Here is a 21,124-nt window from a genome sequence, read left to right as displayed (position 1 = left end):
ATTGTCGACCTTCGATGTAGTGTGACCTACTACCAACGTCGCAGACCGGGTACGCCGGGCGGTCAGTCACCGACGGATGGCAGCACGGCGTTGCGGTTGTCGAGCAGGTTCGCGGCACTGGCTTTGCGCAGCGCGTCCACCCGGGACACCGCCTCAAGCTTCGCGTAGATGTTCGTCAGATGACGCTTGACGGTCGCCTCGGTGATGTGCAGCCGGGTGGCGATCTGCGCGTTGCTCAGGGCGAGCGACACCAGCCGCAAGACGGCCTGCTCCCGCCTGGTGAGCGGATCCCGCCGTCCGGGCACCCGGAGACGGTCGAGCGCCTCGACCGTCTGCCGGGAAACCGACAGCAGGACGGTCGTGGTGGACCGGGCCACCGATCGGATCGCGGCGAAGAACTCGTCGCGGAGCGTCGTCTTGGTCAGGTACGCCGCGGCGCCGCAGCGCAGGAGCTCGCGCACGATGTCGGCATCATCATGCATCGTCAATACGACGACTTGGGTTCGCGGAGAGGACTCGCGCACCTTCCGGATCACCGCGGCCGCGCCGGGACCCGGCATCTCCACGTCGAGCAGCAAGACGTCCGGTTGACGGGCGAGGACGAGAGCCAGCACCTCGTTCCCGTTCTCGGCCTCACCGACGACCTTGAATCCCGGATCCGTGGACAGCATTTCCCGCACACCGGCACGGAACAGGTTGTGATCATCCGCCAGGGCGACGCGGATGACCATGCCGGCAGCCGTCACAAACGGCTCCGGACCAGCGGCACGCGCACATCGACCGTCGTTCCGCGGTGAACCCGACTGGAAATGCTCAACACTCCTTGCAGCAGCGCCGCGCGCTCGCTCATCGAGCGCAGACCGTGCCCATGCGGGTCGGCTACCAGATCCGGCTCGAACCCGCGGCCGTCATCGGTGACCGACGCGACGAGTTCCGACTCGGTCACATCGACAGACACCTCAATGTGCGTGGCTCCGGCATGACGCACCGCGTTGCGAACGGCCTCCCGCAGAATGAGATAGACCTCCTCGCTGAGGACCTGCGGTAGCCCCAGCACATCCGCGCAAACGGTAATCTTGGTGTGAATTGCGGAGGGCACGGCTGCCTCGACATAGCTACGCAATGCATACTCGATGCCGCCACTCAGCCCCGAGCGGCGTAGCTCCGCGGACAGCTGCTGAGTGGCGTACATCGCCTCGCCGACGGCGTCGGTGGCGGCGGCCAGCTTGGCGCGCGCCCGTTCCGGATCCCGGTCGAGCAGGACCCGGTACATGTCGAGGTGCTGCAGGATGAGTCCTATCCCGTGCCCGATCCGATCGTGCAGCTCACGCGCGATGCGCAGCCGTTCCTCCTCCTGGGAGACCCGGAGCTTGTCGAGGGCGGACGTGGCGTAGGAGACGCTGGTCAGGGCGAGGTGCCACAGGATGGCCTCGTGCAGGGCCCGCCCCGCGGTGACCAGGGTTTCGGCGTCGGTCAGTGACCAGCGCCGCACGATCAGGGGCAACGCGACCTCGTAGAGCGAGGTCGCCGCGTGAACGAAGTTGAGCGGGTGGACGCCCCTGAGGGCTCCGTCCGTGTCGATATCGGCGTCGTATACGGCCAGCCGGTGGTTGGACCGATCATCGGCTAATCGGCCCGCGTGCCACGCCGGTTCGCCGGTTGTCGCGGCGACGACCTCGTCCACAATGACGGCGACCTGCCGCCTCAGCTGCCAGAGCGCATCGGGGTTGCGAATGAGCCCGCTATCCTGCGCCCGTAGCCGTTCCAGATACTGCTCCACGATCTCATCTATGATCTTGGGAGCGCTCCCAAGGTCATCTAAACCAGCCGTCATCGACATTGAGTCGTGCCCCCTGCCCCCGTGGACGTGGCGATGTGGCAACGTGCGAATCTAGCGGTAGGTGGTTGTGCCGTACATAGACAATCTTGCTTGAGCCGGGTTCAGTGTAGACATCTACCGAGCGCCGCGCCAGCGCACCTATCCCCGCCACCCCGCCAAGTGCGGCGCCGACCGCCGACCGATGACGTCCCGTGCTGGGGCGCTGATGTGGCGCATACCGTGGCGCCGGACTGGTGGCCGGTGTGCCGGCGCCGAGCCGAGGCCCGCCAGCTCGAACCTGATTTTCGTCGACGATTCTCGGCTGGACAAATTCCTCCAATGGAACCGCGGGAATACCTGCCCCTGAGATCGGAGTCGGCATGACGAGGGTGCGTCAACCGTGAGACACCGGGTTGTCTTCGCGAATCCGGTGTCCCCGAAGGAGTTCGGCCGGTTCGCGCAGGATCAGGGCTGGAAGTTCGGCGACGGAGGGCCGGCAACCGGCGATCAGCCCGAGGAGTACGTGTGGGTGGTCCGGAGGCGTTCGATCAGCAGGTCTTCGACGCGATCAGCGCCGGCCTGACCGATGCGAGCGCGGTGGTGCGACACAAGGCCGTACTCGCCGTGTTCTACACCCGGTGGCCACGGTTCCTTCCGCTGCTGGAAGACGTCGCCGCTGGTGACCCGTACGGTGCGGCCAGGACGGATGCCGCGCTCGCCGCGGACAGCATCCGCAACCCACAGCCATATCCTTCCTGACCCTGCGAGCTGCCGTTAGCGCAGCAGGTTTCTTTCGGCTAACCAAGCTCGGCCGCACGTACGCGAACCACACTAGCTTACGGTCGGCGGGCGCGGTGCCCGCGACGACCCGGCCGGCTTCCGGTACGAACGGGAACCGGGGTGGTGATGACGTTCGAGCGGTGTTTCCGACGGACCGCCGGCGGCCCGTCGTGGACCCGGGTCAGGTTCGGCTCGGTCGGTCCGGAACGGATCGGGATGAACGGACCAGGGTCGTGGCTCGTCGTCCCTCCTGAGCCGCGCAGTGCGTGCTGCGCGGAGAGGCTCTAGTGCCCGCGAGGGTGGGAAAGGTTGGGTACATGTCGGGTATCAACGACGATGGTGGTGGCCTGCGGCGGTCGTGGCGGTCGGGGCACTGGCTGGCTCGTTTGTTGGTCGCCCTCGGTGTGCTCGCCGGGGCGGTCCTGGTTTCCGCGTCTCCGGCACAGGCATACGTCGGTCCGGACCTGCTGCGTAACTGGGCCACCGGCCGCTGCCTGGACAGCAACCGAAACGGCGACGTCTACACGTTACCGTGCGACGCCAGCCGCAGAAACCGGTACCAGCTCTGGCAACCGATTTACCGGGGCAAGCTGAGCCCGGAGAGACCCGACCTGGTCCTGTTGAAGAACGTCGAGACCGGCATGTGTCTCAGTCGGGGGATGTGGGTTTACCCGGCCCCTAACAGGGGCCAGATCTACACACGCGCCGACTGCGATTGGAGCTCCGGAGACTGGGAGGCGTGGGGCACAAACTGGACGATGGTGCAATTCGTCTTGCCCTTGAATGAATATTGCCTCGACAGCAATGGCGCCGGCGACGTCTACTACCTTAACTGCAACGCCGGTGGTTACCAAAAGTGGCGGTTGGGCTACTAATCCCGTACAGGCGGCGCCCGTGTCGTAGGGGATGCGGCATCTTTATCGTTTCTAGACGTGGCGGCGCGACCGCGGACAGTTACATCGCTCTGTTCGACACCCGACAGCTTAAGCCATCGGCGGATCTCATCGGCACCGGAACGCCGGCGGCCCGTCGGTCAGGTTCGTTTCGTCGGTTGGAAACGGGTTGGGATGAACGGACCGGGGTCGTGGCTCGTCGTCCCTCGTGAGCCGCACGGTGCGTGCCGTGTCGATCTCGGTCGTTCAGCGGCGGGTTGTGCGGAGAGGTTCTAGCGTGCCCGCGAGGGCAGGAAGGATTAGTACATGTCGGGTATCAACGACGACGACGGCGGCCCGCGACGGCCGTGGCGGTCGGGGCGGTCGGAGCGGTCGGGACACTGGCTGGCTCGTTTGCTGGTCGCCCTCGGTGTGCTCGCCGGGGCGGTCCTGGTCTCCGCGTCTCCGGCACAGGCATACGTCGGTCCGGACCTGCTGCGTAACTGGGCCACCGGCCGCTGCCTCGACAGCAACCGAAACGGCGACGTCTACACGTCACCGTGCGACGCCAGCCGCGGAAACCGGTTCCAACTGTGGCAACCGGTTTACTTCGGCTACATGAGCCATGACCTGGTCCAGTTGAAGAACGTCGAGACTGGCATGTGTATCAGTTGGGGGAAGTGGGCTTACCTGATCCCCGGCAGAGGCTGGATCTACACACGCGCCGACTGTGATCAGGCGCTCGGATTCTGGGAGGCGTGGGGCACAAGCTGGACGATGGTACAATTCAGAGACGTCAATATAGGTTTTTGCCTCGACAGCAACAGCGCTGGCGAAGTCTACTACCTTAACTGCAACTCCGGTGGTTACCAAAAGTGGCGGTTGGGCTACTAGTCCCGTACGGGTGGCGCCCGGGCCCTATCGTTTCTCGGTGAAGGATGTGGGAGCGCGTGTGAGGCTGCTGGCGCACCGGTCCGGGCCACACCGGATGTCGCGGTAAGCACAATCCGTTGGACGGGCGTGGCGGGTACCGAAAGGTCCCCGCCACGCCCGGTTGGGAGACGACCCGGCCGCGGCGCCCTTCTTTCAGCGAGCCGTCTCGCTGCAACAGAGGGCCGGCGACCGGGTCAACGAGGTCCTGGCCCGTGGCGGCTTCGGCAAGGCGTGGCCGGACCTGGGGCCCGTCCAGCCTAACCCTGCCCCACCAGACTGCCCACGCCACAGAAGAGCCGCATGACGCGCCACGGGCCGCCGAGTCAGACGTGCCAGACGAAGCCTCGGTGGGCTGCCGTGGCGAGCAGGATGGCGAACACCGCCAGGGCGACGACGCCCAGCACGATGCCGGCGATCGAGACCCCCCTGCCCCGACCACCGGCGTGGTTCGCCCGGTTGAGGCCGACCGCGCCGAAGATGATGGCCAACGGACCGAGAATGACATTCAGGACGAAGATGCCGACAATGCCCATGACGAGTGACGCGACGCCGAATGCGCTGGCACCGGTACTGCTGGGTACGGCCGGGGCGGTCCTGTTCACAGGGCTCGACATCTGACACAACCTCCCATGAGATTTTCGCCGTCACGGCGGTTATCTCCGGAAGACGAAGCGGGAAACCCCTTCGGTGCGCCGGACTCGCGGCGTATTTGTGCGGCGGCGGGGTATTGCCGAATGGGTAGCGATCACGAGAGGTGTCGAAGGGGGCGAGCGATGATCGCCAGAGAAGCAATCCCGAACCTGCTCGGCAACACCGCATACGACGGTTCACACGACAGGATCGGCACGATCGGGCACGTGTACGTGGATGATCGCACCGGCGAGCCCGAGTGGATGACCGTACAGACCGGCAAGTTCGGATCGCGGGAGAGCTTCGTCCCGCTGGAGCCGGCGGAACTGCGCGGCAGCGAGGTCGTGGTGCCGTTCAGCAAGGACCAGATCTCCAACGCGCCCAACGTCGACCCGGTGAGCGCCGGCCACCTGTCGGAGCAGGACGAAGCCAAGATGTGCGAGTTCTACGGTCTGGCGCAGCCGTCGATGCCATCGGGCACGCACATGCCCCGCCCCGACGACGCGATGGTCCGCTCGGAGGAGCGGATGCACGTCGGTCAGGAGCGTGTCGAATCCGGCCGGGTGCACCTGCGCAAGTACGTGGTAACCGAGGAACAGCAGCAGACGGTGCCGGTACGCAAGGAGAAGGTGCACCTGGAGCGCGAGCCGATCACCGACCGCGGCCGGGGAATGTCATCGGAGATGTCGGACGACGATCGCGAGGTCGTGCGCCACGAGGAACGTCCGGTGATGAACAAGGAGACCGTCCCGGTGGAACGAGTCCGGCTGGCCACGGACGAGATTACCCAGGACGAGCCGGTCAGCGGCCAGGTGCGCAAGGAACGCATCGACGCCGACGGTCTGCGGGACGACGAGGGCCGGTAACACCGACCGCCAAGGGCAGCCGCGCACGCGCGGCTGCCCTTGGGCGTGTCAGCAGCGGCATTCGCCGTTGCGTGCTCAGGAGAAACGATAGGGCTCGGACACCACTGGTACGGAACTAGTAGCCCAACCGCCACTTTTGGTAACCACCGGTGTTGCACGGAAGGTAGTAGACGGCACCATCGCTATTGCTGTCGAGACACTGGTTGTTAGTGGTCGCCCTGAATCGCACCATCGTCCAGCTTGTTCCTTCCGCCTCCCAGTCTCCGAACGCATGCGAACAGTCGGTACGTGTGTAGGCGTAGCCCCTGCCGGGGCCATTGAGCCACTGCCCCCAACTGACACACATACCGGTCTCAACGTTCTTCAACCGGATCGCGTCATGGTCCTGTTGGCCGATTTTCTCCGGTTGCCACAGCTGGAACCGGTTTCCGCGGCCGACGTCGCACGGCGACGTGTAGATATTGCCGTTTCGGTTGCTGTCCAGGCAGCGGCCGGTCGCCCAGTTGCGCAGCAGGTTCGGACCGACGTATGCCTGTGCCGGAGACGCGGAGACCAGGACCGCCCCGGCGAGCACACCGACGGCGACCAACAACCGAGCCAGCCATCCCGACCGCCGCGACCGCCGCAGGCCGCCGCCGTCGTTGATACCCGACAGTTACCAATCCTTCCCACCCTCGCGGACACGCTAGAACCTCTCCGCACAGCACGCACCGTGCGGCTCACGAGGGACGACGAGCCACGACCCCGGTCCGTTCATCCCCATCCGTTCCGGACCGACGGAACCGAACCTGACCCGGGTCCACAGCCGCGCCGTCGGCGTTCCGCCGCACCCCAGCTGCGCATTCACCTGCGGTCAACGCGGTTTACCCGACGCCTTTCGGCTAAATTGCCGACCGTCCAGGCGCGCGCGGCACGATCCCGATCCGGGAGCGGCCACCTGGCCGCTGGGCGAAGGAACGGGGCCGCATCCGGACGCCACCTCCGCCCAAGATCCAGCGACGCAAGGAGCCACAAGGGGGTCCGCTGGGCCCCCGTGTGATTTGACCAAGGGCACTGGTTATTACTAGTGATCTTATTTATTCTACGGACGCTCAGTCCGTAGCAGGCCGTTGCACCGCCCCGGAACCCGTCGTGCCCGGCGGGGGTGGCCGCGTCCACGCTCAGCGAGATGGCCCGGGCACCGGCCTCCCGGAGGCCGACCAGCGCGGCCCGGGTGAGGGTCGGGGTGCCGGAGGGCGACACGGAGACCGGCAGGCCCAGCCCGGTGCCCCGGCGCACCAGCTCCGCCAGGTCCGGGCGCTGGAACGGGTCACCACCGGTGATCACGAACAGCGACGCCGGACGGCCGAAGGCCGCCACCTGCGCCATGAGCGTGGTGGCCGCCTCCGTGTCGAGTTCGGCGGGGTCGCGTAGCGGCTGGCCGCGGTGTCGTTCTGGTCGCTCAACCTGGGCCTGGCCTGGATGTCGTTCGCCACGCTGCTACCCGCCGGAGCCCTGCAGCTGTACAAGGTGGTCGACGCCGGGTACGCGGACGCGCCGCAGCCGAGGCGCGGCAGTGCAGGCAGGCCAGCGGGCACGCCTGCGTGGCCTCCCAGATGACGATGAAGGGCCGCTCCCGCACGTCGTGTCGGGGCAGCCGCACGGCCCTGCCCGCCCCTGCCGGGCGCGTGCCTGGCCCGGGAGCGCATAGCTCGCGCCGTCCGGTTTGGCCGACTGGCCGCACCCGAGCAGGTCGACCCGGATGACGCGATGGGATCCGGTCAACAGCGGAACCATCGGATCCCACGAGCGGGCCGACGCGGCGGTCCCGTGGATGAGCAGGAGCGCTGGGGCGTCACGCGGGCCGTCCTGGCACACATGGATCTCGCCGCCGTACAGGGACTTGTCGTTGAAACCAGTCATGCGTGCACTGTCACCGCCGGTGTGCGCCGATGGCTTGGACAAATGTTCCGACCGGCGTGCGTAGCATGGCGGAATGGGGCGGGACTTGCCGGCACGGGACGACGCCGTGTTGTGGGACATCACCTGCCCAAACCGACCCAGCAGCGTGCCCGGGGTCGCCATGGCCGGGTTCCGTGACCGTGGCGTCACCCCGCCCGGCCTCCGGTTGATCCCGCACCCGAGCGTGACCCTGGTTCTGGTGTTCGGCGGCGCGATTGCCGTGGAGGACGCCACCGGGCGTCGGCATCAGGGCAGTTTCGCCACCGGCCTCGGCTTCGGCGACGCCCTGCGCGCACTGCGGACGGACGCCTTCGAGGCCCTGCAGGTGCGCTTGTCTCCGGTGGTCGCACACGCGGTTCTGGGTACCACCGACCTGGGTGACGCCGCGGTGACGCTCGACGACCTGTGCGGCCGGGAGGCGGCACGGGTCAGCGGCCACCTGGGCGACCTGCCCTCGTGGGAGGACCGCTTCGCGTGGATCGACGCGTGGCTTGCCGGTCGCTGCGCGGCGGCGGCGCCGGTCGCCCCGGAGGTGGCCTGGGCCTGGCGTCGAATCGTCGCCGGCCGTGGCACCGTCCGGATCGAACGCCTGGCCGACGAACTCGGCTGGAGCCGCAAACGCCTGTGGTCCCGGTTCCGGTCACAGCTCGGCCTGCCGCCCAAGCGCGCCGCGAAGCTGGTCCGCTTCGACCACGCGGTCCATCGCCTGGTCGCGGGGCAGGACGCGACCGCAGCCGCGGCCGACGGCGGTTACACCGACCAGTCCCACCTACACCGGGACGTCGTGGCGTTCACCGGCCTGACCCCCACCACGGTGGTCAACGAACCATTTCTCGCGGTCGACGACATCGCCTGGGGCTGGCCCGGACCGCGGAACCCTCGCGGGCGGCGAAGCGCCTGACATCCGTTTCGGCCGCCAGCGACCGGCGAGCGGTCGGACGAGTCCCATTCACGGCGCGAGCAAACGGCTTCGCTCCTCACCTCCCTGAAGTGGGGACGCTTTGTCGCCGCCCCTGGAACAGGTGGTTCCCGCGCCTGGACGCGCTGTCGATTACGTAGCAGGTAATGGTCTGCACGCCGGAAGTGTTGCCCGATCCCCGGTCGGCGGTACGCCCTGCGGCATTGCCGCCTCACCCTGAGGGAGCGCACGGCAGGCAACCGCCCCGGCTCGCCGGGTCGATACGGCCCGCGGCGGGGGGAGACCGGTACCTCGGTGCGAATTACCTGCTCATCGGCCTGCGCTTGGGGCGGCGGCGCCACTGGCGACCGCGCCGCCGAGGTGGACGGACCCGGCGATGGCCGGTTCCGGACAGCGATCAACTCTTCCCGCCGGGCCCGACGATCGCGAATGTAATAGGCAGCGGGAAACATCCCACACCGAATCCCCATCGATTTCGGGAGTCAATCATGCTCGGTCGTAACCGCGTCGTTGCCGCGCCCACCGCAATTGCCACCGCCATCCTTATTCCGGCGCTCGCATTGTTCATGATGGCCTTCGTCAACCCCGCGCACACCGCTGCGCCCTCCCCGTCGGCGGTAGCGGGCGACATGACCTGGGAATCCGCCGGCAAGAACGCGCCGGAAGCCGGCACCGCCCGGCCAGCCTGAGAGAAGCCGGTGGATGTATCTGTCAATCCTGACGCTTGTCCGCGCCGACGCGGCGCGGGCCCAGGAGCTGACCGCACCGACGATCGCCCGTCTGCTCTGGGAAGCCGCCGGGAAGACCGACGAGATCGAGCACATCAGCGCCCGGCCAGGAGCCCTGAGCATCGACGTCGGGTTCTTCCATGTCACCTCCTCACCGAGCCTGGCGGCCACCTGCGCGCTGGCGATCGTGCAACGCGCCATCGGCCCCGGTACCGCTTTCGATGGCTGGTCCCTCAGCAGCGACCCGGTGCGGACGCAGGTCGTGCCCGAACCGCACGAGACGACGGACGCCGAGCCCGCGCCGCCTGACTGGCGCGATCCGCACCCCGCGCCACACCGAAATGATCCACCAAGCCCCTGACCTGCCATGGCCACCGCGAGCAAGGAGTCGCTCGTATGCGAGTGAGTACCCCCTACCCCTCGGACGGCGAAGTATCGACGGTGCCCATCGACAGGCTGCTCCCGGCCGTCTCGCCGCGCCACATCCGCGAGGACGTCAACCACACCCGGATGCTGATGGAGTCCGAGGTGCCACTGCCGCCCATCCTCGTCCACCGGCCGACCATGCGGATCATCGACGGGACGCACCGGGTCAGCGCCGCCCGGATGCGCGGCGAGACGGCCATCGAGGTGCGGTACTTCGACGGTTCCGCGCGGGAGGCGTTCGCGGCCGCGGTCCGCGTGAACGTCGCACACGGCCTGCCGCTGACGTACGCCGAACGGGTCGCCGCGGCCGGTCGCCTGATCACCGACAATCCACACTGGTCGGACCGCGCGATCGCGGTGACCGCGGGCCTGAGCGCGGCGAGCGTCGCCGGAATCCGGGCGCAGATGCCGGCCGGAGGGGCCGCGACCGAGCGCAGGATGGGCCGCGACGGCCGGATCCGCCCGGTCGACGGCGCCGCCGGGCGGCAGCGAGTCCGGGAGCTGATCGAGCGCTCGCCCGACGCCTCGCTGCGTCAGATCGCCCGGGAGGCGGGGGTCTCGCCGGCGACCGTCCGGAATGTCCGGCAGCGGCTGCCCGTCGAGTCGTTGGCGCCGGCGGCGCCGGCCGCCTCGGTCCCCCAGGCCGGCTCGGCTGGCTCGGCTGGCTCGGCTGGCTCGGCTGGCTCGGCGATGGTCGCCAACGAGCCGGCGAACCTGCCCGCCCGGGTACCGCCCAAGCTGGTGCTGCAGCGGGTGCCGTGCGACCCGCCCGACCCGAAGTCGGCGCTCGAGGTGCTCAGCCGCGACCCGGCGCTGCGCTACACCGACTCCGGTCGGGTGATGCTGCGCTGGCTGTCGTTACGCTTTCTGCGGAGCCAGGAATGGCAGGGCATCATGCGGGAGCTGCCGCCGCACACCACCTACCTCGTCGCCGACCTGGCGGAGGAGTGCGCTCGCCGGTGGTCCCGGTTCGCGGCCGACCTCAGGGACCAGATCGCGCGGGCGAGCTGAGCGGTAGGTGCGACGCTGGCCGCGACGGCCCGGCGGCCGGCCCGCTCCTCCCGCTGCGAACCGGAGGAAGGGTTCGGACCCGGTGCGCGGATCGGGCACCCGCGCCGTCAGAGCCACCCGGCCTGCTTGGCCTTCAAGCCGGCTTCGAAGCGGCTGCGGGCCCCGAGCCGCTCCATAAGCTCGGCCATCAACCGGCGCGCCGTACGCTCGGACACGCCCAACCGCTTGGCGGCGGCCTCGTCGGTCAGGCCCGCGGCCAGCAGCCGAAGCAGCTCCTTTCCCTGGGAGGTCAGCCCCTGGGAATCCCGCTGCCGCAGGCGGGTCAGCGGCGTCGCCACCGACCAGGTCTGCTCGAAGAGGGCCATTAATCCGGCGATCGCCCCCGTTCCGGATAAAAGCAGGATCCCGTCGCGGCTGTTCTCCGGGTTGATCGGCACCATTGCGGTCTGCCCGTCGATGAGGATGAGGCGGGACGGGACCGCCGGGATCGTGCGCACCTCGGCGCCGGCGTCGGTCAGCCACTTGAAATGCGCGAACGTGGCCGGATGGTTGCGGCAGCTGTCCTGAACCAGGTCCCGTATTTTGATCCCGCGTTCCAGCAGCCTGGCGTCATTGCGCCGGCCCGCCTCCAGCGTCTCCTCGTTCCGCGCCGGGCCCGGCGTGAAGCAGGCGATCTCTTCCCGCACGCTCTCGGTGAGTTCCTCGAGGCGCGCGTGGATGGCGTCCATGCTGACGATGCGTTCCATGCCGTCCCGGGCGACTTCGGAGGCGCCGGAAGATCGGGCGACGTGCAGGGCCACGATCTCGGCGATCGCGGCCTCGCTCTTGGCGATCTCGCGCTGGCGGGCGGCGATCTCCGCCTCGTGCCGGGCGACCAGGGCACGGAGTCCGACCTCGGGGCTGACCGGCCGGAAGTGCCCCGGTCGGTCGAGAGACTGACGCAGCAGGGTCATCTCGAAAAGCCGATCGAGCGCCAAGCGCACCTCGCGCTCGTCCAGGCAGAGGTTGCCGGACAGTTCCACCACGCCCCAATTTGGATTGGCGAGAATCGATCTATACACGAGTTCACTGACGGCGTCGATACCGAGAACTTCGAGCATACGGGGCCCCCGTGACCGCTTAAATTGATCTAGGTATGGTGGCAGGCCCACCGCTCAGCCCGCGCTGCGCCCCACCTCCCCGGTTCGGGACCGTCAACGCCTGCCACCGGGCCGGCGCCACCAGCGCACGCCAGGCTCACCGCAGACTCCTCGATCGGACGGAATATACCCAGCGAAAGTGGCTTTGCGGTAACGCGACGGCTCCAGAACCTGGGACAACAGCAGAGTGTGAATACTCCGAAATTTCGGGTGGCCAGCCGACCCTCAGCCGGGTTCAACCGCTCCCCGGACCACCGCCGCGACCTGCTCGGCCTCGATCAGAAAGCCGTCGTGGCCGTAGTCGGAGCGGATGGTGACCAGCGGCCGGGCGGCGGGCGCGGTGGCCAGCACCGCCCCCTCGTCGGGCGGGAACAGCCGGTCGGAGTCGACCACGGCGACGGTGAGCTCGGCGCGGATCGTTGCCAGCGCCGCCCGCGTCCCACCGCGCCCCCGGCCGATGTCGTGCGAGTTCATCGACTCGCTCAGCACCAGATAGGAGTTCGGGTCGAAGCGGCGGCCGAGCTTGTCGCCGTGGTGGTCGAGGTACGACTGCACGGCGAACCGGCCACCGTCGGCCGGGTCCTCCCCTTCCTGGGCGGCCCGGCCGAACCGTTCGTTCAACTCGCGCGCCGACCGGTAGGTGATGTGGGCGATCTGGCGGGCGATCGCCATTCCGGCCAGCGGCGGCGCGTCGTCGTAGTAGTCGCCGCCGCGGAAGTTCGGGTCGCTGCGGATGGCGGCCAGTTGCGGCGCGCTCCAGGCGATCTGGTCGCCGGAGAAGGACGGGGTGGTGGCGATGGCGATGCACCGGCGGACCCGGTCGGGATACATGATGGCCCATTCCACGGCCCGCATGCCGCCCATCGAGCCGCCCACCACCGCGGCGAAGGCCCGGATGCCGAGCGCGTCGGCCAGGGCCGCTTCGGCCGCCACCTGGTCCCGCACGGTCACCCGGGGAAAGCGGGAACCCCACGGGCGGCCGTCCGGCGCGGGCGTGGCCGGGCCGGTGCTGCCGCGACAACCGCCGAGGACGTTCGCCGCGACGACGAGGTACCGGCTGTCGTCCAGCGGCGCGCCGGGCCCGATCAGCCCGTCCCACCAGCCGGGCGTCGGTTGGTCGGGGCCCGCCGGGCCGACCACGTGCGAGTCGCCGGTCAGCGCGTGCAACACCAGCACGGCGTTGTCGGCGGTGGCGTTCAGCGTGCCCCAGGTCTGGTAGGCCATCCGGACGCCGGGCAGCACCCGCCCGGACTCCAGGGTCAGGCCACCGATGTCGGCGTACCGGCGACCGGAGACATGACCGGTGCCGGGACCGGTCAGCCGACCGGTCCCGGCACGCAACGAGGTGAGACCCATCGGGTGGTCAGCCATCCTTGGCGGCGATGAACCCGACCTCCAGGTCAGCCACGATGTCGTCGATGTGTTCGATCCCGACGGCGAGTCGGATCAGGCCCGGGGTGACGCCGGCCGCCCGGCGGGCCTCGTCGGTGAGCTGGGCGTGCGTGGTGGACGCCGGGTGGATCACGAGCGACCGCACGTCGCCGATGTTCGCCACGTGCGAGTGCAGCTTCAGGGCCTTCACGAAGGTCTTACCTGCCTCGATCCCGCCCGTCAGTTCGAAGGTGACGATGCCGCCGGCCCCGCGGGGCAGGTACCGGCCGGCCCGCTCGTGCCAGGGGCTGGACGGTAGGCCGGCATAGTGCACCTCGCTCACGTCGTCATGCCGCGCCAGCCACTCGGCGACCGCCCGGGCGTTGGCGACGTGCCGCTCCATCCGCAGCGACAGGGTCTCGATGCCCTGGATCAGCAGGAACGCCGAGAACGGGGAGATCGCCGGGCCGAGGTCGCGCAGCAACTGCACCCGCAGCTTGACCGCGTACGCGCCGGGGCCCAGCGCCGGCCAGTAGCGCAGCCCGTTGTAGCTGGGGTCCGGCTCGACGAAGTCGGGAAACCGCTTCGGGTGGGCGGAGAAGTCGAAGCTGCCGCCGTCGACGATCACACCGCCGATGGCGGTGCCGTGGCCGCCGAGGTACTTGGTCGCCGAGTGGATCACCACGTCCGCGCCGTGCTCCAGCGGGCGCAGCAGGAACGGCGTGGCGATGGTGTTGTCCACGATCAGCGGGACCCCGGCCTCGTGCGCCACGTCGGCGACCGCCCGCACGTCCAGCACATTGCTGCGCGGGTTGCCGATCGACTCGGCGAAGAACGCCTTCGTGTTGGGCCGGACCGCGGCCCGCCAGGCCTCGACGTCGTCCGGGTCCTCGACGAAGCTGACCTGGATGCCGAGCTTGGCCAGGGTGTGCCGGAACAGGTTGTAGGTGCCGCCGTACAGGCTCGCGCTGGACACCAGGTGGTCGCCGGCGCCGGCCAGGTTGAGCAGCGCCATGGTCTCCGCGGACTGGCCGGAAGCCACCGCGAGCGCCGCGACACCGCCTTCGAGCGCGGCGAGCCGCTGCTCCAGGACGTCCTGCGTCGGGTTGTTGATCCGGGTGTAGATGTAGCCCGGCTCGGCCAGGGCGAACAGCCCGGCCGCGTGGTCGGCGTCGCGGAAGACGTACGAGGTCGTCTGGTAGATCGGCGTCGCCCGCGCGCCGGTCGTCGGGTCGGCGACCGCGCCGGCATGCACCTGCAACGTCTCGAACGACCAGGTGTTCGGCGCCGGTGTCGGCGCGGACTCGGGGGTGCTGCTCATCTCATATCTCCTTGGGGCCGGTCGCGCCGTGCGGCGACGTGCGGGACGGAATCACCGGCCTGAACCGGCCGGACGGAGTGGCGCGCCCGCGGTGGCCGAAAGCCGGATGGACCGGCGGCGGCCAGCTGAGGTGGAACCTCTTCGCTCGTCGGGGACGCCTGGATCAGGCGCGACAGAGCGCGCTGGAGACGCGCATCAGATCGACGTGGCGCCGCCAGCGGAGGCGCATCCACAGATGGGGTGCCCGTGCGTGCGACATGTGCGAACTCCGCTGGTGTCGGGGGTCGGCCCCGCTGAACTTCTCGACTAGCAAGATCATAGCAGCCGGCCGCGGACCAGGAATTCAGCGGCCGCCGTCTCGAATAGTGGGATCGGCACCGGCGAGGGCGCCGGGGCGTCCCACCGGCGCACGGTGCGAGCATCCGCACCCACACCGCTTAGGGGAAGGCCGATGCGCCTTGGGGGGATAGCCCCCGGTTGAAATCGGGGGAGTTCCGGATCGTCCCGGCTGATCCACCGCTCAAGACTGATGCGCATGCCAGAGACGCCCAGGTTCAGCATCGTCATTCCCTGCTTCAACGAGGCTGGCTACCTCACCGACGCTCTCCTCTCCCTGCGCAAGCAGGACTTCGACGGGGTGTGCGAGGTCATCGTGGTCGACAACAACTGCACGGACGACACCGCGGGCATCGCTCGCGACCTCGGCGCGCGGGTCGTCGTCGAGCCGGTGCCCGGGGTGTGCAACGCCCGCCAACGCGGCACGGAGGCGGCGCGTGGCGAGATCGTCGTCTCGGCCGACGCCGATACGGTCTACGGCCGCGACTGGCTCAGCCGCATCGACGCGCGCTTTCGCGGCGATGGGCGCACCGTCGCGGTCGTCGGCCCCTGCCGATACGCCGACGGCCCCCGGTGGGGGCGGCTCTACGGCCGGATGCTGTTCGCCGTGGTCAACGGCGTCTACCGGCTGACCGGCCGCGCCGTGTACGCGAGCGCGACGAACATCGCCTTTCGCCGCGAGGTCTGGACGGGTTACGACACCAGCCTGACGCAGGGCGGCGACGAGCTCGACCAGCTGCGCCGGCTGCGGAAGAAGGGCCGGGTCGTCTACGACCACGACAACCCGACGTACACGTCGGGCCGCAGGCTCACCCGGGGGCTCGCGTACAACCTGTTCGTGACCCTGCCTGTGCACTACCTGCTGACCTACGCCCTGAACCGGATCGCGGGGCGACCCATACTCGGATCGGCACCGGCGTTCCGCGACTACGCCGGGGCGTTCGAGGCAACCCCGGCGACCGGCCGCGAGGCGAACCGGTGATCGTCCTGGCGGTGCTGGTACCGCTGGTCGCGCTCGGCGCGGCGTACTGGCTGCTGATGTCGCCGTTCGCCCCGTCTTCGCGCGACTACCCCTACCACGGCCCGGCCGCCGAACGGGTGGTGGCGCTGACCTTCGACGACGGCCCGAACGAGCCGTACACCTCGCAGATCCTCGACGTCCTGGCGGCGCACGGCATCCGGGCGACGTTCTTCCACGTCGGACAGTGCGTCGAGCGCCACCCCGGGGTCGCCGTACGCGCGATCGACGCCGGTCACGTGCTGGGCAACCATTCGCTGAGCCACCGGTTCAGCACGTACCTGCGGCCGAGGGCGTACGAGCGGGAGGTCGAGCGGAGCCAACGCATCCTGGCGCGGGTTACCGGCCGGACTCCGGCGCTGGCCCGCACACCCTGGCTGTGGCGCCAGCCGGCCCTACTACGGATGCTGCGTCGACGCGGCCTGCACCCGATCGCCGGGGAGTTCGGCCATGCGCTGGAGGTGTTTCAGCCGTCCGGCGTCCGGATGGCCCGCCGCGCCATCGCCAAGACGCGTCCCGGCTCGATCCTCATCTTCCACGACGGGTTCGACGGCCGGGGCGGCAACCGCGCCGAGACGGTTGTCGCGGTGCGCGAGACGATCGAGGGGCTGACGGCCCGAGGCTACCGGTTCGTGACGGTGGACGAACTGCTCGGTGTGCCCGCGTACCAGGCGTAGACCTGCGCACAACTCAGGAGGCCGGCCGTGCGGGTCGGTACCGCAGGAACAGGTTTCCGCGTTCGTCCATAAGAGACTGGGTGGGATACCACTCGGTGCCCACCGGCGGAACCCCGTCGCCGGCCGCGGTGATGCGGGGTCCCGGGGTCAGGAGGAGCTTCGGCGCGAGCGTCAGGCACAGCTCGTCGAGCAGACCGCGCCCGGCCATCTCGCCGGCGAGGGCCGGCCCACCTTCGCAGACGATGCGCCGGTACCCGCGCTCGGTCAGGACGGCGAGCGCCCGCTCCAGGTCGACGCCCCGCTCGCCGATGGTCAGGATCTCGGCGCGCTCGGCCAGCCGCGGGTCGCCGGCGCCGGCCGCGGCGGCCGGGGCGATGAGGATGGGCCGGGGCGGCGCGTAACGCCCGGCGTGCGGCTGAAACAACGGCAGGTCGGGGTCGAGATCCATGCTGCGGGTGAGGACCGCGATCGCCGGGTACGGCCGCTGGCCGCGGGCGAGTCGCTGGGCGATGACCGTCGGGGACAGCGGGCTCGGGCCGTACCGCTCGGCGCGGACGGTGGCCGCGCCGAGCATGAGCAGGTCGGCCTGCTGCTTGACGATGTGGTAGACCCGCTGGTCACCGGGGCTGGAGATCGGCCCGCAGACGCCCTCGACGGCGGCGACACCGTCCAGGGTGGACACCATCAGCAGCCGCACGTGCCGGGCCCCGGTCGCGGGGTGGGCGTACCGCTCCGCCAGAGCTTCGTCGTCCAGGTCGGTGGCGCCGGAGGTGGGCCAAACCTCCCGGATGCGGGCGCCCGTCGGCGGGGGTACCGGGCCGCAGAGGCGCCAGACCAGCTCGGCGAGCTGGTCGACGATCTCGTCGGGGATGCCCACCGTGGCCGCCGCGTCGGCGCCGACGCGGGCGATGTGCCCTCCGGCGTCGCGCTGCCGGACGACCAGGTACTCGTCGCCGTACCGGTCCATGCCGCACACGATCTGCCGGGCATCGTCCTGCCAGGCCAGGGCGACGGCGTCCACGCCGAGGTCGCGTTGGACGGCGACGACGCCGGGGTGCCGGCGGGCCTGCGTGACGCAGTGCTGGAGCAGCTCGGCGGCGGTCTGCCCGGTGATCGCACCGCCGATGCCGGCGAGGGTGGCGCCGGGCCGCGGCGGTCGGTAGGCGACGGCGACCAGCCGGGCCGCGTCACCCCCTCGCCGCCCGCCGTTGAGCTGCTCCAGCGCGGCGAGGATCGCCTGGCGCCTGCCGTCGACGGCGCTTGTCATGACTGCCCTCCGTCGCTCGCGGCCGCGTCGAGCCGCGCCCTGGCCGCCTCGCTGTACGTGCTCATGCCGCCTCATTACAGCAGGTGACCCCGGTGGGCGCGGCTCCGCTCGCCGGGCGGGACGGAACCGCGTTCCCGCCACCGCCGCAGGTTCCGCCGCCGGATCGACGCGAACCGCGCCGGACAGCGCGATCACGCCGGGCCGGTCAGACGGAAGCCGTCGGTGTCACGCCGCCTCGATCAGGGCCGCCGCGGTGGCCCGGACCGCGGTGGTGATCGCGTCGAGCAACTCGGCGGCCAGCCCCTCGGACGTGGTTGCGCTCTTGTAGCGCAGCTCGAACCGCAGTTCGCCCTCGACGGTCACGACGGTCAGGACGAAGTCGCACGCGGTCGCCACGACCTGGGCACCGAGCACGTTGCGGTCGGACTGGTAGGGCGCGAACACGAGGCCGTCGGCCGGCGTCACGGCGTCGATCTCGTTCTGGGCGACGAGCATCGCGTCGAAGACCGCGCCCGCACCCGGATGCCGGTCCTGGAGCGCGGCGAGCACCTCCTCGAACGGCAGTTCCTGGTTTTCGAACGCGTCGATGCAGACCTCGCGGGCCTGCCGGCTGACCGCGACCGGGTCGGTGTCGGTCAGCGACATGCGCAGGACGGTGGTGTTGGTGAGGAGTCCCACGACCTCGTCCATGCCCGGTGCGGCGCGATTGGCGAGGTTGGTGGCGACGCGGATGTCGCTTTGGCCGCTCCACGCCCGCAGCGTCGCGGCGTACGCCCCGAGCACGAGCATGAAGTCGGTCATGCCGTGTCGGTGGGCCGCGGCGCTGACCGTGCGCGCGTCGTCGGCCGAGAGCTTCGCGCTGGTCGCCGCCGACCGCATGCGCCGCGCGAACGACGCGGTGCCCAGTTCGGCGAAGCGGCTGCCGGGGCCGTCAGCGAGCCTCGAGAACGGCGGGGCGAGCCGGTCGAGCCAGAACGCCCGCTGCCGCGCCGCCGCGCCGGTGGTGAGCCATTCGGCGCGCTGCTCAGCGAGCCGCCCACTGCCGAGCGGAACCGGCCGGGGCGTGCGGGCACCGTTGGCGGCGATCTCCCGGTAGAGTCGGATGGCTTCGGACTCCAGCAGCGTGAGCGACTGACCGTCGCACACGATGTGGTGCATGCTCAGGAAGAACACGTGCCGGTCGGCGGCGATCCGGTGCACCACGACGCGCATGAGCGGCGCCCGGTCCAGCGGCAACGCCTCCCGCCCCGCGACGGCCATGCGCCTCTCACAGCTGCGGACCGGGTCCCGGTCGGCCGTGTGGTCCTCGACCTCGACGGTGACCTCCACGTGCGGTTCCACCACCTGCACGGGACCCTCGCCGACATCCTCAAACCGGGTACGCAGCGCCTCGTGCCGGGTCACCAACTCCGCGAAGACCCGCTCGAGAACGGCGAGATCGAGCGGCCCGTCGACGCGCAGCGCGCTCGCCACGATGAACAAGCCGACCTCGGGCAGGCGATTGGCGATCTCCCACATCTGGCGTTGCGCGCGGGAGAGCGGGTAGCGGGCCGCGGCCCCGGATACCGGCGATGCCGCGGCGGGCGGCGCCGGTGCGGCGGCCGCTCCCGCCGGGGCTGCGGCGCCGGCCAGGACCCTCGCCAGGCCGGCGATGGTGGGATGGGACATGAACGCGCGCAACGACATGGTGCCGTGGCGGGCGTGGAGCCGGCCGACCACCCGCATGGCGGTGAGCGAGTTCCCGCCCGCCTCGAAGAACGGCGTTGTCGCGTCGATGTCCGGGATGCCCAGGACCTCGGTCCAGACCTCGCGGACGCTCGCCTCCAGCGAGGGGTCCGGCGCCGCCGGAACCGTCGTCACCGGACGGTCGGTCGAGGTACGGGTGTCGATCGTAATCACCTCTCACACGGCGCGCGGACGAGCTGCGATCGCCGACGGCGCCGGGATGGCATGGGGCCCCGCCATAGGGAGATTTCGCCTTCACCAATAGATCCACGTGGTCACTCATCGTGCCACAGTTGGCGTCCCCCGGGGAACGGGTCATCGACGTCGACGGTTCCGTTGCGGCGGCTTCGCGGGCGCCCGGTCGCCGGCCACCCCCGGGCTCCACCCGGTTGTCGCTCGATCTTCGATCGTCTATCTTGGCCATGTGGTCGTGCTGCTGGCCCGCCCACATGAGACCCCGTCTCACATGCTCCGATGTGCACTGAACGGCTATGGAACAGCTGGTCGCCTCGGACGGAGAACACGCAGCATGGCCGACCGGACGGAGCCCGGAAACGCCGCCGACTCCCCCTTGAACAAGCCACCGGCACGGTCGCTGCCCACGCTCACGGCAGGCCGCTGGGCGCGGCGCCTGCGGCCCGGTTCCGGCCCCGGGATCCGGCTCTTCTGCTTCCCGTACGCGGGCGGCGGCGCCTCGATGTTCCGCGACTGGCCGGTCCGGCTGCCGCCGTCCGTCGACCCGTACGCGGTCCAGTTACCCGGCCGGGAGGGCCGCCTGGCCGAACCGGCCTACGACCGGATGGCACCCCTGGTCGACGCCCTTGCCGACGGGCTCGCCCCGCTGCTGGCCGGCCCCGAGCCGTACGCCTTCGCCGGGATCAGCATGGGCGCCAAGGTGGCCCTGGAGCTGACCCGGGTGCTCCGCGACCGGGGCCGACCCCTGCCCCGGCTGCTCGGCGTGGCCAGCTGCACCGCCCCCAGCCTGAACGCCCCGCTGCCCTGGACCGAGCCGGACGAGAAGATCGTCGACTACATGCGCTCGATGGGCGCCACCCCGGCCGAGGTGCTCATCGACGAGGACCTGCTCGACCTGCTGGTCCCGACGATGCGGGCCGACCTGACCCTGCTGTCGGTGCACGAGTACCCGGCCGACGACCCGGTGGACGTGCCGATCCATGCCTTCGCCGGCCTCGATGACCCGGAATCGTCGCCCGAGCGGATGCGGCCGTGGGCCGTCGAGACCAGGGCCGGCTTCCGCCTCGACGCCCTGCCCGGCGACCACCTGCTCTCCCCCGAGGGCGAGCGCCGGATGCTCGACCTGATCGCGGCCGACCTGACCACCTGA

Annotated in this window: 21 protein-coding genes and 1 pseudogene; 11 read left to right on the top strand and 11 right to left on the bottom strand. The window is 70.0% G+C overall.

The genetic code is table 11. From position 1 onward, the window contains the following. Positions 1 to 62: 62 nt before the first annotated feature. Positions 63 to 746, bottom strand: a complete 684-nt coding sequence (locus KJS59_RS14060) for a response regulator transcription factor (RefSeq protein ID WP_249714104.1) — start codon at positions 744 to 746, stop codon at positions 63 to 65. Next, positions 743 to 1,780, bottom strand: a complete 1,038-nt coding sequence (locus KJS59_RS14055) for a sensor histidine kinase (RefSeq protein ID WP_213453316.1) — start codon at positions 1,778 to 1,780, stop codon at positions 743 to 745. Before KJS59_RS14055 ends, KJS59_RS14060 begins: the two co-directional genes overlap by 4 nt. Positions 1,781 to 2,344: 564 nt before the next feature. Here KJS59_RS14055 and KJS59_RS14050 point away from each other — a divergent pair. The 3 genes from KJS59_RS14050 (at position 2,345) to KJS59_RS14040 (ending at position 4,365) form a co-directional block, all read left to right on the top strand. Then, a complete protein-coding gene (locus tag KJS59_RS14050) occupies positions 2,345 to 2,578 on the top strand; it encodes a hypothetical protein (RefSeq protein WP_213453315.1) in 234 nt (77 codons plus the stop codon). 338 nt (positions 2,579 to 2,916) lie between these two features. Next, positions 2,917 to 3,474, top strand: coding sequence for an RICIN domain-containing protein (locus KJS59_RS14045; RefSeq protein ID WP_213453314.1), 558 nt, complete (start codon positions 2,917 to 2,919; stop codon positions 3,472 to 3,474). A 324-nt stretch (positions 3,475 to 3,798) separates the two neighbouring features. Beyond that, positions 3,799 to 4,365 (top strand): RICIN domain-containing protein, encoded by a 567-nt coding sequence (locus KJS59_RS14040; protein ID WP_213453313.1) that lies wholly within the window; start codon positions 3,799 to 3,801, stop codon positions 4,363 to 4,365. A 362-nt stretch (positions 4,366 to 4,727) separates the two neighbouring features. On the opposite strand, the gene KJS59_RS14035 is transcribed toward KJS59_RS14040, so the two are convergent. Continuing rightward, positions 4,728 to 5,018 (bottom strand): DUF4190 domain-containing protein, encoded by a 291-nt coding sequence (locus KJS59_RS14035; RefSeq protein ID WP_213453312.1) that lies wholly within the window; start codon positions 5,016 to 5,018, stop codon positions 4,728 to 4,730. A gap of 159 nt (positions 5,019 to 5,177) precedes the next feature. Here KJS59_RS14035 and KJS59_RS14030 point away from each other — a divergent pair, with 159 nt between their 5' ends. Further along, entirely contained in the window at positions 5,178 to 5,900 is a 723-nt protein-coding gene (locus tag KJS59_RS14030; RefSeq protein ID WP_213453311.1) for a DUF2382 domain-containing protein, read from the top strand. Between the two features lie 115 nt (positions 5,901 to 6,015). Here KJS59_RS14030 and KJS59_RS14025 read toward each other — a convergent pair whose 3' ends face one another. The 3 genes and pseudogenes from KJS59_RS14025 to KJS59_RS31135 form a co-directional block, all read right to left on the bottom strand. Further along, positions 6,016 to 6,492, bottom strand: coding sequence for an RICIN domain-containing protein (locus KJS59_RS14025; RefSeq protein WP_213453310.1), 477 nt, complete (start codon positions 6,490 to 6,492; stop codon positions 6,016 to 6,018). Between the two features lie 524 nt (positions 6,493 to 7,016). Next, positions 7,017 to 7,497, bottom strand: a pseudogene (locus KJS59_RS32215) (radical SAM protein); the annotation flags it as partial. Further along, entirely contained in the window at positions 7,380 to 7,676 is a 297-nt protein-coding gene (locus tag KJS59_RS31135; RefSeq protein ID WP_376771173.1) for an alpha/beta fold hydrolase, read from the bottom strand. The gene KJS59_RS31135 and the pseudogene KJS59_RS32215, both read right to left, overlap by 118 nt. Before the next feature lie 199 nt (positions 7,677 to 7,875). Between KJS59_RS31135 and KJS59_RS14020 the strand changes: the two genes are divergently transcribed. The 4 genes from KJS59_RS14020 to KJS59_RS14005 all read left to right on the top strand — a co-directional run bounded on the left by KJS59_RS14020 (position 7,876) and on the right by KJS59_RS14005 (position 10,925). After that, complete coding sequence (locus tag KJS59_RS14020) at positions 7,876 to 8,742, top strand: AraC family transcriptional regulator (RefSeq protein WP_249714103.1); 867 nt, start codon at positions 7,876 to 7,878, stop codon at positions 8,740 to 8,742. A 506-nt stretch (positions 8,743 to 9,248) separates the two neighbouring features. Further along, a complete protein-coding gene (locus tag KJS59_RS14015; RefSeq protein WP_213453309.1) occupies positions 9,249 to 9,449 on the top strand; it encodes a hypothetical protein in 201 nt (66 codons plus the stop codon). 13 nt (positions 9,450 to 9,462) lie between these two features. Continuing rightward, positions 9,463 to 9,849: a hypothetical protein gene (locus tag KJS59_RS14010; protein WP_213453308.1), complete on the top strand. Its 387-nt coding sequence runs from the start codon at positions 9,463 to 9,465 to the stop codon at positions 9,847 to 9,849. Between the two features lie 80 nt (positions 9,850 to 9,929). Further along, on the top strand, positions 9,930 to 10,925 hold the full coding sequence (locus tag KJS59_RS14005) for a ParB/RepB/Spo0J family partition protein (protein ID WP_213453307.1): 996 nt from the start codon (positions 9,930 to 9,932) through the stop codon (positions 10,923 to 10,925). A 107-nt stretch (positions 10,926 to 11,032) separates the two neighbouring features. On the opposite strand, the gene KJS59_RS14000 is transcribed toward KJS59_RS14005, so the two are convergent. The 3 genes from KJS59_RS14000 to KJS59_RS13990 form a co-directional block, all read right to left on the bottom strand. Continuing rightward, positions 11,033 to 12,025, bottom strand: a complete 993-nt coding sequence (locus KJS59_RS14000; RefSeq protein ID WP_213453306.1) for a helix-turn-helix transcriptional regulator — start codon at positions 12,023 to 12,025, stop codon at positions 11,033 to 11,035. Positions 12,026 to 12,289: 264 nt separating this feature from the next. After that, on the bottom strand, positions 12,290 to 13,420 hold the full coding sequence (gene metX, locus KJS59_RS13995) for a homoserine O-acetyltransferase MetX (RefSeq protein WP_213453305.1): 1,131 nt from the start codon (positions 13,418 to 13,420) through the stop codon (positions 12,290 to 12,292). Between the two features lie 7 nt (positions 13,421 to 13,427). Next, positions 13,428 to 14,756 carry a bifunctional o-acetylhomoserine/o-acetylserine sulfhydrylase gene (locus tag KJS59_RS13990; RefSeq protein ID WP_213453304.1) on the bottom strand — a complete coding sequence of 443 codons (1,329 nt, stop codon included), beginning with the start codon at positions 14,754 to 14,756 and terminating at the stop codon, positions 13,428 to 13,430. Between the two features lie 535 nt (positions 14,757 to 15,291). Between KJS59_RS13990 and KJS59_RS13985 the strand changes: the two genes are divergently transcribed. After that, positions 15,292 to 16,074: a glycosyltransferase gene (locus tag KJS59_RS13985; protein ID WP_213453303.1), complete on the top strand. Its 783-nt coding sequence runs from the start codon at positions 15,292 to 15,294 to the stop codon at positions 16,072 to 16,074. Next, the gene (locus KJS59_RS13980; protein ID WP_213453302.1) at positions 16,071 to 16,787 is read left to right on the top strand and encodes a polysaccharide deacetylase family protein; all 717 of its coding nucleotides are present in this window, start codon (positions 16,071 to 16,073) and stop codon (positions 16,785 to 16,787) included. Before KJS59_RS13985 ends, KJS59_RS13980 begins: the two co-directional genes overlap by 4 nt. Before the next feature lie 13 nt (positions 16,788 to 16,800). On the opposite strand, the gene KJS59_RS13975 is transcribed toward KJS59_RS13980, so the two are convergent. After that, positions 16,801 to 18,054: a dihydrofolate reductase family protein gene (locus tag KJS59_RS13975; protein ID WP_213453301.1), complete on the bottom strand. Its 1,254-nt coding sequence runs from the start codon at positions 18,052 to 18,054 to the stop codon at positions 16,801 to 16,803. Between the two features lie 225 nt (positions 18,055 to 18,279). Further along, entirely contained in the window at positions 18,280 to 19,914 is a 1,635-nt protein-coding gene (locus tag KJS59_RS13970) for a condensation domain-containing protein (RefSeq protein WP_213453300.1), read from the bottom strand. Between the two features lie 394 nt (positions 19,915 to 20,308). Here KJS59_RS13970 and KJS59_RS13965 point away from each other — a divergent pair, with 394 nt between their 5' ends. Next, a complete protein-coding gene (locus KJS59_RS13965; RefSeq protein ID WP_213453299.1) occupies positions 20,309 to 21,124 on the top strand; it encodes a thioesterase II family protein in 816 nt (271 codons plus the stop codon).

The sequence above is a fragment of the Rhizomonospora bruguierae genome (genome assembly GCF_018397995.1).
Taxonomy (GTDB): domain Bacteria; phylum Actinomycetota; class Actinomycetes; order Mycobacteriales; family Micromonosporaceae; genus Rhizomonospora; species Rhizomonospora bruguierae.
The sequence above is the reverse complement of the archived record's forward strand: the minus strand, read 5'-3'. Positions and strand labels throughout refer to the sequence as shown.

Bases quoted from the DNA above. Each gene is read 5' to 3' on its own strand.
- KJS59_RS14045 (WP_213453314.1), top strand. From the start codon at position 2,917: ATGTCGGGTATCAACGACGATGGTGGTGGCCTGCGGCGGTCGTGGCGG.
- KJS59_RS14040 (WP_213453313.1), top strand. From the start codon at position 3,799: ATGTCGGGTATCAACGACGACGACGGCGGCCCGCGACGGCCGTGGCGG.
- KJS59_RS14035 (WP_213453312.1), bottom strand. From the start codon at position 5,018: ATGTCGAGCCCTGTGAACAGGACCGCCCCGGCCGTACCCAGCAGTACC.
- KJS59_RS14030 (WP_213453311.1), top strand. From the start codon at position 5,178: ATGATCGCCAGAGAAGCAATCCCGAACCTGCTCGGCAACACCGCATAC.
- KJS59_RS31135 (WP_376771173.1), bottom strand. From the start codon at position 7,676: ATGGTTCCGCTGTTGACCGGATCCCATCGCGTCATCCGGGTCGACCTG.
- KJS59_RS14020 (WP_249714103.1), top strand. From the start codon at position 7,876: ATGGGGCGGGACTTGCCGGCACGGGACGACGCCGTGTTGTGGGACATC.
- KJS59_RS14015 (WP_213453309.1), top strand. From the start codon at position 9,249: ATGCTCGGTCGTAACCGCGTCGTTGCCGCGCCCACCGCAATTGCCACC.
- KJS59_RS14010 (WP_213453308.1), top strand. From the start codon at position 9,463: ATGTATCTGTCAATCCTGACGCTTGTCCGCGCCGACGCGGCGCGGGCC.
- KJS59_RS14000 (WP_213453306.1), bottom strand. From the start codon at position 12,025: ATGCTCGAAGTTCTCGGTATCGACGCCGTCAGTGAACTCGTGTATAGA.
- metX (WP_213453305.1), bottom strand. From the start codon at position 13,420: ATGGGTCTCACCTCGTTGCGTGCCGGGACCGGTCGGCTGACCGGTCCC.
- KJS59_RS13990 (WP_213453304.1), bottom strand. From the start codon at position 14,756: ATGAGCAGCACCCCCGAGTCCGCGCCGACACCGGCGCCGAACACCTGG.
- KJS59_RS13985 (WP_213453303.1), top strand. From the start codon at position 15,292: ATGCCAGAGACGCCCAGGTTCAGCATCGTCATTCCCTGCTTCAACGAG.
- KJS59_RS13975 (WP_213453301.1), bottom strand. From the start codon at position 18,054: ATGACAAGCGCCGTCGACGGCAGGCGCCAGGCGATCCTCGCCGCGCTG.
- KJS59_RS13965 (WP_213453299.1), top strand. From the start codon at position 20,309: ATGGCCGACCGGACGGAGCCCGGAAACGCCGCCGACTCCCCCTTGAAC.